The sequence below is a fragment of the Adhaeribacter aerolatus genome (assembly GCF_007991635.1).
GTDB lineage: Bacteria > Bacteroidota > Bacteroidia > Cytophagales > Hymenobacteraceae > Adhaeribacter > Adhaeribacter aerolatus.
In genome coordinates, this window is the sequence record NZ_BJYS01000003.1 from 193673 (window position 1) to 207685 (window position 14013).

Here is a 14013-nt window from a genome sequence, read left to right on the forward strand (position 1 = left end):
ATGGAAGAGAACAAAAAAAATGAAAGCGGTGAAAACAAAGGCGTAATTTCAACGATTACTGATATGCTAACCGGAAATACCAGTCAATCGGCCAGTAACACAGAAAAAACAGTCGGCGACCAAAATAAAAATAAATCACCGCAAAGCGGAACCGAGTCTAACCCCTGGGGGACCAATCCGAATCAGGCCAAAGATGCCGGCAATAAAAACTTAACTTCTTCGGCCACCGACCCCAGCAGCACAACGCTGAAAAAAGAAACCGGAAGTGCGACTGCCAAGACCAATTCGGGCACTAGCAAAGGCACTACGGGAAATAACAAAAATAACGCTACTATGGCGGCAAGTACCTCTAAAACTACGGCCAAAACAACTAAAGATGCCAAAGCAGGTGCTCAGAACAAATCAGAATCTAGTGCACAAAATAAAGCTTCTGACACAAACAATAACCAGAACAAATCGGCTACTTCGGAATTTTCGCAGAACAATACCAATATGGGTATAAACTCCGAAAACACGGCTAACCGGAACCAAGGCAGCAACCAGGATAATGATCGGGAGCAGCGTAATCAGTGGGGAGGCACCAATAACCGCGATTACAACGACCATGATAATTTCAGCACCGACCAACGTGGTGGCTGGGGTAACCAGGGCGGCAGCTATGGCCATCAGTCCGGAAATTATGGCGGTGGCTATGGTAATCAAGGCTTCCAGGGCAATTATGGCCAAGGTGGTCAGGACTATCAGGGTAACTATGGCCAGAACCGGCCGGGCTACCAGGGCAGCTTTGGACAAAGCAGCTACGGACAAAGTAATGATAGTTATGACCAAAACCGGTCTAATCAACGGGGAGGCTACGGCTACGAACCATACAACAACGAAGGCAGCGGTTACCAATCAGCCGGACGGGGCGGTTTTGGCCATACCGGTCACCAAAGCGGCGGTGGTTACGGACAAAGCAACTTTAACGAAGGCTCCGGTTACCGGAGTAACTACGGTAGCGGCTCCGATTATCGCCAGGATTATGGCAACCGAAACGATAATAATAACTATGGCCACAACCGCCAAGGAGACCAGGATTGGAATCGGCAGCAAAACCAGGGTGGTAACCAAAACCGGTCGTCGGACTGGCATTGGCAGCAAGACCAAGATTGGAACCGCAACAACATGCAGGGTGGTAACCGGGGCGGCTACGGCCGCATGGATAACGACCAGCAGCACCATGAATCTTACCGGGGCAGTGGCACCAGTGGCTGGAGCGATGGTTACGGCAACCAGCGCGGCTACGGCAATCAGCAAGACCGGCAGGGCGGTTATAACCAGCAAGGGGGCTTCGGCTCGCGGGGCGGCTCTTATAACGATGAATACCGGTCCGGAGACAGCCGGCGCGGCAACCAGGGCGGCTACGAGAACCAAGGTGGCAGTAATTACGGCCAGGGAAATTCCTATGGTAACGAACAAGGTTACCGCGCATCGCGGGAAGGAGGCCAAACCAATTACCGGGGCGGCTACGATAATGCCAGCCACGATGATTACCGTTCGCCATGGCAAGGAAACCAGTTTAACGATACCAACAGTACCAGGGGCAGAAACCAGCAGAGAGGTTACGAAAGTAATTACCGGTCGGGCCGCCAGGAAGATGACGATGATAATAACCGCTGGAACGAAAGAAGCAATCATTACCGCGGCAGTAATGAATATGATGATTAAGGTAAATATTTAATAAAAAGACAAAAGGCTTCCGGTAATCGGAAGCCTTTTTGTTTGAATACCATTTTAATTCGGCTGAAAATGCTGGCTATAATCCTGTGCAAAATCCACTATGCTGCGGGGTTGCCGGCCAGTTAATTTCTCAATGGTATCGGTAATATTTTGGGCGTAGCCGGCTTTGTAAACACCATTCAACTCCACTATGGCATTTACCATCCAGCCGGGCACGTGGTGCTGCAGCATGGTAGCTGTTGCAGCCTCTTCGGGCACATCTACATAAGCAATTAACCGATTAGTGGCTACCGTTATAGCATGGGCTACGTCGTTCACCGAAATAGCTTCCGGACCGGTAATTTCGTAAACTTTGCTTTCGTGGCCGGGTTGGGTTAAAATAGTTGCCGCTACCGCTGCAACATCACGGGCATCTACATAATTTACCTTGGCGTTACCCAGCGGCATATAAAGGCTGTTATTATTACAGATACTATCGGCATCCATTAAAAAGTTCTGCATAAAACCGGCTGGCCGCAAAATAGTGTAAGGTACGCCTGAACTTTCCAGGTACATCTCTACCTCGCGGTGATCTCTCCCTAACTGAATGCCCGGTTCGGCATCGGCGCCGCTGGCTGATAAACGCACAATATGATGGACACCAATTTCTTTGGCTACATCAACTAACTTTTTGGCCATTTCAACCTGATCCTGGGTAAACGGGGTAATCAGAAAAACATGCGTTACGCCGGTAAGTGCCACGCGCAACAATTCCGGATCGTGAAAATCCAGGTGCACCATTTCTACATGCGGTAACCCCCGGAACCTGTCGCCTTTAATAAGCGAATGTACACCGGCCCGGACGCGGAATTCGGTACCTGCCAAAATTTTGATGGTTTCGCTGCCAACGGTGCCGTTAGCAGCCGTTACTAAAATGGTTTCTTTCATAGTTTTTTATTTTACAGGATGGCGCCATTTAATCAGGTAATCCGGCTCCAGTTATTATCTGTATAGTTTATTGTTGTATTACTGGTTAATTAACATTTAGGCCAACTAAACCCAAATTACTTATTTCTTTTTACGGCTTTAAATATTTTACCACCCTCATTACTGAAAACAAAATCGGTGTTATTAATAAAAACAAGCCCCTCGGCCTGGCCCGACTTACCAAAGGAGAGGCAATATTTTTTACCGGCAAAAAAGTTGCCATTGGGGCCAACCTCCAATACATAAATATTGCCGTAACCCAGTAAGGCCACTTTTTTACCATCCGGACTTATATCAGCGGCGGTAATCATATTGTTTATTCTGATGCTATCGGCAATGGTGGCTTCGTAAGTACCGGGCTGGGCCGGTATTTTATAAAGCTTAACCTTTTTATTAGGGCCGCGGTTTTTAGAAAATATATAAAGGTAACCTTGGTAATAAAAAAAAGCTTCGGCATCAAAGGTAAGTGCTTCTTTGGGTGGCGGAAAACCCCTCTGGTCGGCGTAACGGAACAAGATGGTATCGACCTGGCTTCCGTCGTTTTCCTGTATCCGGAAAATGCGGAGGTTGCGCCGGTTGTTTTGGTTATTTCCAAAATCGCCGATATAAATATTGCCGGCCTGGTCTTTAGCTAAATCTTCCCAGTCCTGGTTATGGGTACGCTGAATTTCCCGGGTTTGCAACAGCGTTCCAGTTTCGTTTATCTTAAATAATACCGGCGGGTTTCCACTGTCCCCATGGGTCCATAAATTTTTATCAGCGGCCAAGGCCAGGCCCGAACTTTCCGGCACCTCATCTTTGGCCATCCGGCCTATCCTTTCTATTTTATATTGTTTGGTTCTCACCAAAAAACCAGATTGTTTCTTATCGGCAGCACAACCACAAAATAACGTTTCGAGAAAAACATAAACCGTAAATAGCTTAAATAGCATAGGCACGCACTAATTTATCAACCAGTATACGCAGGACACGCACGAAAGTAAAGCACCTTTAAAACGGGCAGACACAGCTACAGGCCTAAGTAAGGTCTAAGCTTTTGGTAGATAGTTTCGTTTACCAGCTTAATATTTTTAATATCCTCGGGAGACTGAAACTGGCCGTGCTGGGTACGGTAAGCGATAATGAGGCGGCCCAGGTTAAACCCTACGTATGGATGCGCCCGCAATTCTTCTAACGTAGCCGTATTTAAGGCAATTCGGCGCGGCGTAAAATCCGGCTGAACAAAAGTATATTTATGCAAGCTATCCACTACTTCCGGCGACAAGCCATACACTTCGGCTAACTGTTCCGGTCGCGCAAAGCCGCCGAGCTTATCTCTAAAATTTACAATACGGGCCGATAACTTAGTCCCGATGCCTTTAATCTTTTTTAACTGCGTAGTGTCGGCGGTATTAATATCAAATGGCTGTAGCCGGTAATCGGGGCGTTCGGTCTTAAAAGACGGGCGATTGGCGTAAACCTGGTTGTCGGCAGGTCTGCTACGGTGGTCATTATTCTGCTTATCCGGTTGGGCCGGTAAGTCTATGTACGGGTAAAGCTGCTGGTATAACGCGTCGGGTAAACCGTAGATGCGCTGCAGTTGCTCTTTGTACTTGAAACCACCAGCCTTAGCGCGGTACTTAATAATATTGCCGGCGGCGTACCGGCTAATGCCCAATTCCACTAAATCGGCCTGGGTAGCGGTGTTGGGGTTAAACCGGTGCAGCCGGATGGGCGCGGTAATTGATGCACCCGGTGCGTCTTTCGTTGCATATCGGCCGGTCGGAGCCACATGGTCTAATTGCGCCGCCAGGCTATCGAGCGCGGCCTGGTCTTTTAATGGATTATAGCCCGTAGATTTAATTAGACTATCAAAAAGAAACGGTGCGGCTGCCGCCAGCACCGTTATCAAAAGCAAAAACAAAAAGCCATTGGTTTCGCGCTGCGAGAACCCAAAATAATTCCGAAGCCAATATTTTATTTGCTTCATAGGCCCAATATTACCAAAAGCTTATGGCCGGGGTTCGTCGTCGTTTTCGGAATAAGAATCTGGTTCGGGCCGGGGTGGTGTTTTTAATACCAGAATAAAAAAATAGATGGTAACAACAGTTACGCTAATCATTGTGAAAAGCATTACACTCAGCGCTAAAGTATTCATCTTTTAAATTTCCCCCTCTTTTAATCTTCTGTTATAAGCTACGTAAACCAGATAGGTAATACTCAGAAATAGTACTACCAGGAGCAACCGCGAGCCGTTTACAAACATTAAAGTATCTTCCAGGTTGGCTTTGGTAGCGGCATCGGTGGCAGCGGTAATTTGTTCTTTTAAACCCGCATTGGTTATTTTCCGGATAATCGAACTATCATCCAGTACCCAGTTCCCGCTTAAGGCCTCATCCCAATTACCGTCTTTAGGAGTAACCAGTGAACTCAGGAAAACCAGCAAAATAAATGTAGGCGTAATATATTTAATAATAAACCGGTAAATATTGGGTACCTGAATATCGGAGCCCGCATTAATTTCGCGCATGCCCTTATCGATGCCAAACACCCAGGCAAATAAAATAGACTCTATCATGGCAAACACCACCAACGACACCGTGCCGGACCAATAATCGTATTCATCGAACACGCCGTAGTTGAAAAACAATACGGTAGGCATGCCCAGCACAAATACAATTATTCCAAACGACCAGGCGGCCGATTCACGCTTCCACTTAAACTCATCCATCAGAAAACTCATCCACGGCGTACCCATGGCCAGCGAGGAAGTAATACCGGCAAAAAATAAGAGCCCAAACCACATTACCCCCGAAAGCGCCCCCAACAAATCGCCCCACTGGTAAAACAGGTACGGCAGTGTCCGGAAACCTAAGCCCAAACCACCCGACTTGGTTAGTTCAATAACGTTATCGATGCCCAGGTAACCCACCGCAATGGGTATAATAATGGAGCTGCCCAACACCACTTCCACAAATTCATTCATCCAGCCCGCCGACATCGCACTCAGGGCAATATCGTCTTTAGAGCGCATGTACGAAGCATAGCACTGAATAGAACCCATGCCCACCGATAAGGTGAAGAATATTTGTCCGGCTGCGGCCAGCCATACCTTGGGGCTCCAGAGCGAATCGAAATTGGGGGTCCAGAGAAAATTTAGCCCCACCGAACTATCGTTAATAGCCCCATCTTCGCCGGCTGTAATGGTAAAGCCTTTAAAAGCCAGGAACATCCCGAATAAAATGAGCAAGGGCATACCTATCTTGGCTACTTTTTCGACCCCACCGCTTAAGCCACGCGATAAAACCCACGTATTTAAAGCCAGACACACCACAAAGAAAAAAATGGGCTCGTACGGAATGCCCGAAGTAGAGACCGAGAGATTTACATAATCGTTAAAAAATTGGGCAATCTGGGTTTGGGATAAATCGCTAAAGGAACCTACCAGCGAATGGTACACGTAAGACAGCGTCCAGGATTCCAGGTAACAATAATAAGCCGCTACGGCAATGTTAGTCCAGACGCCAAATACGCCTAAATATTTCCAGAAGCGGCGTTTATCAAGGGAGTTAAGAATAAAGGGTGTGGAGTGATAGCCAAAGCGACCGCCAAACCGGCCAATAGACCACTCGATCCAAAGCAGGGGAATGCCCATTAATAAAAAGCAGACCAGGTAAGGAATAATAAAAGCCCCACCCCCATTCTGCACTGCCTGTACCGGAAAACGCAGGAAATTGCCAAAGCCCACCGCATTTCCGGCCATAGCCAAAATAAGACCAACCCGCGACCCCCAGGACTCGTTGTTTGCACTCATATATTAATTATTCAGAATATTTTAAACTGAAAGATATTAATTTATACCTATACTTTAAGTATTCCGGTAAAATATTAATGAACCGGTAAAGTTTTGAACCACCAAATATAAACTTAAGCGTTCTGCCTTTTTGGAACGGCATACCACCTAAAAGAGAAGCATTTTTTTAACACCTATTATAACTGACTGGCTATCACGGCTATCCCCTCGCTAAAATTATGTGGCTTAAAGCCCAATATTTTTTCGGCTTTGCTAATATCGAAGCCCGTACGGGGCGGACGTTTAGCCGGCTGCGAAAAGTTGGAGGCATCGGCCTTGTTGATGTAAGATTTATTTAGGTTAAAATATTCGGCTACTTGCAAGGCCATTTCGTAGGGCGTTAAAATTTCTTTGCTGGAGATGTGGAATATACCTTTGGCGTCGTGTTGCACCGCCAGCCAGCAGCCCATAGCCAAATCCTCGGCCAAAGTGGGCGTCCGGAACTGGTCGTTTACTACCTGAATGGTTTTCTGAGCTTCGAGGCTGTTTTTCACCCACAACACAATATTGGTGCGGCCGTAATCGTGTACCACGCCGTAAACCAGCACCGTCCGGATAATGGCCCATTTCGCTTTGCTTTGCCTTACAATCTTTTCGGCAGCTAATTTGCTTTGCCCGTAGTAGCTGATGGGGTTGGGTTGGGCTTCCTCGTTGTAGGGTCCGGCTTCGCCATCAAACACAAAATCGGTGGACAGGTGAATCAGGTGAACATTATATTTTTCGCAGGCCTTTACCAGATACTGCACGGCCTCCATATTCAGTTTCCAGCATGCTTCCTGGTTCAACTCGCACTCGTCTACGTTGGTCATAGCAGCCGTATGAATTAGGTGCGTGGGGCGCTCTACCGATATTATTTTTTCAACCTGCTGCTCGTCGGTTACATCCAATGAAATAAAATGGAGTTCCGGTACCGCTTGCGCCAGTTTATTTTGCCCGCGCGAAGTAGCTATTAAATCTATATCGGCATTGTGAATGAGCAATTGCGCCAGCTTCTGCCCCAGCAGACCATTGCTGCCCGTTATTAGAACTTTCTTCCTCATGCAGCCTGCGCGTAATCGTAACCGTATTCTTTGGTAATCTTTTTCTTTTTAACCTTATCAACTTTTACCTTCATCCGGATGGGCGTTGTGGGCCGGTCCATAGGGCCTTTGGGTTGCTCCGCTATTTTATCAATTACCTCCAAACCCGAGATAACCTGCCCGAACACGGTATAATTATTATCCAGAAAGGGGGTGCCGTTGTGGTTTTCGACAATGTAAAACTGCGAGCCGCTGGATTCTTTCTGCGGATTGTTGTTCCGGGCGGCGGCTACCGCACCGCGTACGTGTTTCAGGTTTGGGAATATTTCAGCCGGTACGCGGTACCCGATATCGCCGGCACCGTCATTATTCGGGTCTTCGTCTTTGGTGTTGGCATCGCCCCCCTGAATCATAAAGCCATCAATAATCCGGTGGAAAGTAGTATTGTTGTAAAAACCCTTTTTAGCCAGTTTTAGAAAGTTTTCCTTGTGTTTAGGCGTCTGATCGAACAGCACTACTTTCATGTCGCCGAAACTGGTGGAGATGGTAACCAGCATATCTTTTTTAGAAGGCTTTTTCTGGGCAAATACTGTGTTGCTCAGGGTCAAAAAACTCAGAACAAGAGAAAGTCGGACTAAATATTTAACCATCATTTGTTAAAAATATAAGGTGCTGTTATTAAATAAGCAATAGCTTAGGCGCGGGCAGCCCGGATATCGGCTAATATTTTATCGCCGCCCATTTGCAAAATGTTATTACCCAATCGCTCACCCAGGGCAATTACTTCGTCGGAAGGCGCTGTTAACGTATCGGTTATCATTTGCTGACCATCCAGGCTGACCACCCCGCCCGTAATACTCACCTCGTTACCCGCTTTGGTGGCCAGAGCAAAAGATGGAATGCTGCAACCGCCTTCCATGGTGCGTAAAAAAGAGCGTTCGGCTAATAGGCAAAAGTGGGTTTCTTCGTGGTCGAGACATGCTTTTAAGGCTTCTTTCCGGGGCAACGGCAAGCTTTTGGCACACTCAATGGCAATACTACCTTGCCCGGCGGCCGGTACAAATTTATCGGTTGGCAAAAATTCGGTAATCAGGTGGTTGTACTGCATCCGGTGTACGCCGGCATATGCCAACAATATGGCATCGTACTGGCCATCCTTCAGCTTCTGCAAGCGGGTCTGTAAATTGCCCCGGCACTCCGCGGCAATTACGTTGGGATAATACCGGCTCAGCAAAGCCCGGCGGCGCGTAGACGAAGTTCCCACCACAATCTGCTCTTTCTCCAGCGAAAATTGCGAATCAAAAGAAATAACCACGTCGTTTACCTGCTCGCGCTCCATAAAAGCCAGAATCTCTAAATCTTCGGGTATTTGCGACTGCAAATCTTTGGCGCTGTGTACGGCAATATCAATGGTGTTGGCCCGTAATCCTTCTTCCAACTCTTCAGTAAATACACCTTTGGCGCCTATTTTATCAAGCGACCGGTCAAGTACTATATCGCCTTTGGTATTGATAATTTCGATTTCTACTTCAAGGCCGGCACCCCGTAGTTTCTCGGCTACAAAATGCGTTTGCCAAAGGGCCAGTCGGCTACCCCGGGTTCCAATCCGGATAGGTTTATTATTTTCAGACATTTTTTCTGTTTTAAAATATTTAATGTGCTAATTATTTAATGTGCTGATGTGCTCATTTGATAATATATTAGCTGTAAAATAGGTTAATTTAAAATCGAATCTCCAGAACATTAGTTATCTAATTTAGGAAAACCATTCGTTTTCAATTTTCAAATCCTCCAATTAATTAGCACATCAGCACATTAAATAATTAGCACATTAACCTCCTAACTCATTTTTAAATATTTGGCAATTTGGATAGAGGAATCTACAAAAACAATTTTGGGGTTGGCGTTCCGTTCAATGTGGTAATGTGCATTCCCTAATTCTTCTGTTAGTAAGGCTGCATTATGGGGCCTTATAAGCTTCGAGAATTTACTCACAAAATCAACCTCGGCGGGTGGAATAAAAGGTACCAGTTGGGCATCTATGCCGTACAGCATTACCCGGCGCAAATTGTTAAGGGCGTAGTGCAAAAAAGCTTTCTGGTTTTCGCGGCCCAACTTCTGAAACTCATCGCTCATGTCCACCACGTCGCCAAATTTATTTGCGTAGCAACTCCGCATCCACCTCACAAAAGTTTCGAAATAATTGCTGGTTAGTTCCTGACTCAGTTTGCGGGCAGCCTGCAGGTTGCCTTCGGCCAAATTGGCTATCTGGTGCGCAGCGCTTTCGGTTACCTGCAATTCTTCCTGCAAATAATTTATGACCTCTTCGTCGGAGAAAGCCCTTACGGGTACTTTCTGGGTTCGCGACAAAATGGTGGCGAGTAGTTTATCGGAAGCGTTAGAAACCAATAAGAATATGGTTTTAGCCGGCGGCTCTTCGAGCAGTTTGAGCAAAGCATTAGCCGCCGCCGAATGCATGAGTTCCGGTAACCAGATTAATATTATTTTGAATTCGGCCTCAAAAGCTTTGAGCGAAGCAAAACGTACCAGTTGTCGGCTTTCGTCCTTAGAAATATTACCCTGCTTGTTTTCGGCCCCGATAAACTGCATCCAGTCGTTCAGGGTTTGGTAAGGATTTTCCAGCAGGAACTCCCGCCAATCCGCTAAAAAATTCTGGCTCAACGCATCTTTGGTCACCGATTTGGTAGTAGTAACCGGCATCACAAAGTTCATATCCGGATGTACCAGTTTATTCATTTTGGTACAACTGGCGCATGTTCCACAGGGTTCTTCTTCGCCTTTGTTTTCGCAATTGAGGTACGTGGCATAGGCCAGCGCCAGCGCCAGGTTAGCGCTGCCATCTGCTCCCATAAAAAGCTGGGCGTGCGCCACGTGCTGGTTCTGCACCGATTTTACTAGCAGCCTTTTTGTTTCCTGGTGGCCCGGTATCTGGGAGAAAAACATTTTCGTTATTCGATATTCGTTATTCGTTAATCGTTGTTCGATTCGAAAACGATAATTTTATGTTAATTTAGATAATTACGCAACAGACTATCAGCCAAAATGAACAGGCATATTTTAACCAACTTGCTACTCCTGAATAATTGGTTTAGCAGGAATTTCAGGTTAACCGCTAAAGGAATAAAGATTAACGAGCAACGAACCTACCGTTCCCAGGACCGGTGTTCGCGTTCCTGGTGGTAAATATTGCTCAAGATATTGCGTTCCGTTTCATCGAACACCTTGCCGCGGCGTTCCATGGCTTTTTCTACGGCCTCAAAAACTTTGCGCAACTGGTAGGTTTCAAAGCTATTGGCCCCACCCCACGAAAACGACGGGATGAAAGTACGCGGATATCCGGCACCGAAAATATTGGTTCCGACCCCGGCTACGGTACCAGTGTTAAACATAGTATTAATGCCGGACTTTCCATGGTCGCCCATTATCAGGCCGCAAAACTGCAAACCGGAAACTTTGAAGCCACCCTTGGCATAATTCCACAGCTTTATCTCGGCATAATTATTTTTCATGTTAGAGGTATTGGTATCGGCGCCCAAATTACACCACTCGCCCATCACCGAATTGCCCATAAAACCATCGTGGCCTTTGTTGGAATAGCCAAATATGACAGAATTACTAATTTCGCCGCCTACTTTACAAAATGGCCCGATGGTATTATCGCCGCGCATTTTTCCACCCATGTTAACGACACTGCCTTCGCCCAGCGAAAAAGGCCCCCGAATAATAGCGCCTTCCTGTACCTGCGCGTTTTTACCTAAATAAATGGGGCCACCGGAGGCATTTAAGATAGCTGCCCGCAACTCCACTCCTTCTTCCAGAAAAATATTTTCCGGGTTATAAACCAGTGTGTGCGGATCGGTAATGGGTTGGCTTTTACGCCCGGCGGTAATTAACTCAAAATCGCTGCGGATTTGGGAGCCATTGTTTTTGAAGATATGCCAGATTTCTCTTATAAAGTAAATATCCTCGTTATATTCTCCCGCTTTATCAAAATGATGATCATGCAGGTCGGCTAAGGTATTAAAGTTGTTGGTACCGGCATGGAAGGCTACTAAAGTGCCTTGCTTAAAAATAACTTTGCCGGGTTGTAAATTCTTAATCTTTACCACTAAAGCCACATCGGGGCAAATAGCGCCATTTACGTAAACATTACCTTCGGCACTGGTTTTATAAGGAAATTTTTTTTGGAGATAATCCTGCGTCAGGAATGATACTTCTTTTTTAAAAAAGTGGCCCCACTTTTCTGCAATGGTTAAAATTCCGGTTCTGATTTCGGCTACCGGTCGGGTAAAAGTCAGCGGCAGCAGATTCGGTCGAATTGATTTATCGTCGAAAAGGATAATATTCATGATGCAAAAATAAAAAAGTCTTCCCGATATACGGGAAGACTTTAAATAAAATGGCGGTAAATGCTAAGGAAATTATTTCTTCGCGTAACGCTTCTGAAATTTTTCCACCCGGCCGGCAGTATCCACGAAGATGTTCTTACCAGTATAGAACGGGTGAGAAGCAGAAGAAACTTCAACTTTAATAACCGGGTAAGTTTTGCCGTCTTCCATGGTAATGGTTTCGTTAGAAGTCATGGTAGAACGGGTAATAAATTTAAAATCACTGGATGTATCCTGAAATACTACTTCGCGGTATTGCGGATGAATATCTTTTTTCATGGGTACTTATATGTTAAAACTGCTAAATTCGAATCGGACTGCAAAAATAAGGAGATTTTTATTTTTTACCTAATGCTTTAGTAATAATTTATTTCAGACAAAACTAACTTGCCCCTAGTGCATTAGCAAAAAATATCAGCTTACTTTTTCTGCTTGTAGCGCTTGGTTTGCTACTCAGAAAAGGCACAGAAGTAAATCTGCGCCATAGAAACCCCTAGCTTAAAATAATCCCCTTCGTTTTATTTATTGGTAACCAACTGAATATTGCTTTTTTAACAACCTCGTTAATATTCATTTATCTACACAATTATTGCCAGCCGCCCCCTAAAGCCCGGTATAAATCTACCGTAGAAAGCAGCCGCGCTTTATGAATATTTATCAGCTCCAGTTCGGCGGCTAAGGCACCTTTCTGCGCTGTAATAATTTCGAGGTAAGTGGCGTAACCGGCCCGGAATAAGTCGTTGGAAGTAGTAATCGCATCCTGTAAAGTGGTTACTTCCTGCGCCTTTAGTTCCTGTATTTCTTTGTACCGCTGAATGGCATTTAAACCGGTAGCTACTTCCTGCACCCCGTTAAAAATGCTTTTCTGGTAATTAAAGAAAGCTTCCTTAGTAGCGGCAGAGGCATACCGATGCCGCGCTTTTAGCTGGTTCTGGCTAAATATAGGCAGCGATAAACCACCCAGCAAACCGTAAGCCAGCGAGGCCGGCGTGGTCATGAGCAAGGAAGCCTTAAAAGCGTTTAAACCGGCATACGGCGAAATAGTAAAAGACGGCAGAAAAGCGGCGCGGGCAGCGGCAACATCGGCCTTGGCAGCCGCCAACTCCCACTCCGCCTGCTGAATATCGGGCCGGCGACGCAATAAGTGCGTGGGAATACCCGTCTGCATATTTTCCGGTAATTGCTGTTCCCGGACAGATTTTCCGCGGGTTATCGGCTGCGGAAAACGCCCCAGTAATTGGTTCAGCAAATTCTCGGTGGCGGTTATTTGCCGTTTCTTCTCAGCCTGCAGACTTTGGGTATTTAACAGCTGCGCGGTAGATTGCTGCACTGCCAGTTCGGTTTCCCGGCCGCCGGCTTTCTTTATTTTTATCAGGTCAATAGCCAGTTGCTGCAAACTCAGGTTCCGGTCGATTATTTCGAGTTCGTTATCCAGTGCCACCAACTCGTAGTATAAATTAGCCACCTCGGCTACTAAAGCGGTTTGCACCAATTGCCGACCGTTTTCCGAAGCCAAATACCGGTTATAGGCTGCTTTGCGGTAGTTCCGCAATTTTCCCCAGATATCCAGTTCCCAGGTACTGCGCACCCCTAAAAAATATTCGGGCACTACACGGTCGGGTATTTTTTGGTTTTCGTTGATGTTCGGCGATAAATTAGTATCGTAATTACCGACCCCGTTGAGGGTATAATCGCCGTATTTGTCGAACCGGGCGGAAGCTTCGGCCTGCACCGCCGGCATTAGAGTTCCTTTGCTTTGCAACACGCCGGCCCGGGCCATTTCTACACGTTGTAAAGTCACCTGTAAATCCGGGTTCTGACGCAGGGCCGTATCAATCAGGCTAACCAGATTAGGGTCGGTAAAAAAAGCGGACCAGGCAATATTGCCTGTGCTGGTGGTATCGGCACTGGTGCCAAAAGTACCAGGCAACGCCCGGCTCATGGGTAAGGTAACCGGACCGGCTACTTTACAGGACCAGAAAAGTACCTGTAGCCCTGCTAATAAGAAAAATTTATATAAATATTTAGGAAGATACATTTAAATGCTTTTAAATTAATTAAAAATTTG

The 14013-nt window shown here is 46.2% G+C and carries 13 protein-coding genes; 1 reads left to right on the forward strand and 12 read right to left on the reverse strand.

All coding sequences use genetic code 11. The features are described 5' to 3' along the window. Positions 1 to 1707, forward strand: coding sequence for a hypothetical protein (locus AAE02nite_RS03795; protein ID WP_146895119.1), 1707 nt, complete (start codon positions 1 to 3; stop codon positions 1705 to 1707). Positions 1708 to 1773: 66 nt separating this feature from the next. Here the strand turns inward: AAE02nite_RS03795 and AAE02nite_RS03800 are convergent, their stop codons facing one another. From AAE02nite_RS03800 to AAE02nite_RS03850, 12 genes are all read right to left on the reverse strand, one after another. Beyond that, positions 1774 to 2646, reverse strand: coding sequence for an SDR family oxidoreductase (locus AAE02nite_RS03800; RefSeq protein WP_146895120.1), 873 nt, complete (start codon positions 2644 to 2646; stop codon positions 1774 to 1776). A 116-nt stretch (positions 2647 to 2762) separates the two neighbouring features. Then, positions 2763 to 3617 carry a hypothetical protein gene (locus AAE02nite_RS03805; protein WP_146895121.1) on the reverse strand — a complete coding sequence of 285 codons (855 nt, stop codon included), beginning with the start codon at positions 3615 to 3617 and terminating at the stop codon, positions 2763 to 2765. Between the two features lie 77 nt (positions 3618 to 3694). After that, the gene (locus AAE02nite_RS03810) at positions 3695 to 4654 is read right to left on the reverse strand and encodes a ComEA family DNA-binding protein (protein ID WP_146895122.1); all 960 of its coding nucleotides are present in this window, start codon (positions 4652 to 4654) and stop codon (positions 3695 to 3697) included. 21 nt (positions 4655 to 4675) lie between these two features. After that, on the reverse strand, positions 4676 to 4822 hold the full coding sequence (locus tag AAE02nite_RS26190; RefSeq protein ID WP_170252512.1) for a hypothetical protein: 147 nt from the start codon (positions 4820 to 4822) through the stop codon (positions 4676 to 4678). A 3-nt stretch (positions 4823 to 4825) separates the two neighbouring features. Beyond that, positions 4826 to 6478: a sodium-dependent transporter gene (locus AAE02nite_RS03815; RefSeq protein WP_146895123.1), complete on the reverse strand. Its 1653-nt coding sequence runs from the start codon at positions 6476 to 6478 to the stop codon at positions 4826 to 4828. A gap of 176 nt (positions 6479 to 6654) precedes the next feature. Then, complete coding sequence (locus tag AAE02nite_RS03820) at positions 6655 to 7557, reverse strand: SDR family oxidoreductase (protein WP_146895124.1); 903 nt, start codon at positions 7555 to 7557, stop codon at positions 6655 to 6657. Then, a complete protein-coding gene (locus tag AAE02nite_RS03825; RefSeq protein WP_146895154.1) occupies positions 7554 to 8186 on the reverse strand; it encodes a peptidylprolyl isomerase in 633 nt (210 codons plus the stop codon). Before AAE02nite_RS03825 ends, AAE02nite_RS03820 begins: the two co-directional genes overlap by 4 nt. 44 nt (positions 8187 to 8230) lie before the next feature. Then, positions 8231 to 9169 carry a hydroxymethylbilane synthase gene (gene hemC, locus AAE02nite_RS03830; protein ID WP_146895125.1) on the reverse strand — a complete coding sequence of 313 codons (939 nt, stop codon included), beginning with the start codon at positions 9167 to 9169 and terminating at the stop codon, positions 8231 to 8233. A gap of 206 nt (positions 9170 to 9375) precedes the next feature. Then, positions 9376 to 10500 carry a DNA polymerase III subunit gene (locus AAE02nite_RS03835; protein ID WP_146895126.1) on the reverse strand — a complete coding sequence of 375 codons (1125 nt, stop codon included), beginning with the start codon at positions 10498 to 10500 and terminating at the stop codon, positions 9376 to 9378. 200 nt (positions 10501 to 10700) lie between these two features. Beyond that, positions 10701 to 11906 carry a GlmU family protein gene (locus tag AAE02nite_RS03840; protein ID WP_146895127.1) on the reverse strand — a complete coding sequence of 402 codons (1206 nt, stop codon included), beginning with the start codon at positions 11904 to 11906 and terminating at the stop codon, positions 10701 to 10703. 72 nt (positions 11907 to 11978) lie between these two features. Continuing rightward, positions 11979 to 12224: a type B 50S ribosomal protein L31 gene (locus AAE02nite_RS03845; RefSeq protein WP_146895128.1), complete on the reverse strand. Its 246-nt coding sequence runs from the start codon at positions 12222 to 12224 to the stop codon at positions 11979 to 11981. 307 nt (positions 12225 to 12531) lie between these two features. After that, positions 12532 to 13983 (reverse strand): efflux transporter outer membrane subunit, encoded by a 1452-nt coding sequence (locus tag AAE02nite_RS03850; protein ID WP_146895129.1) that lies wholly within the window; start codon positions 13981 to 13983, stop codon positions 12532 to 12534. Between the last annotated feature and the right edge of the window lie 30 nt (positions 13984 to 14013).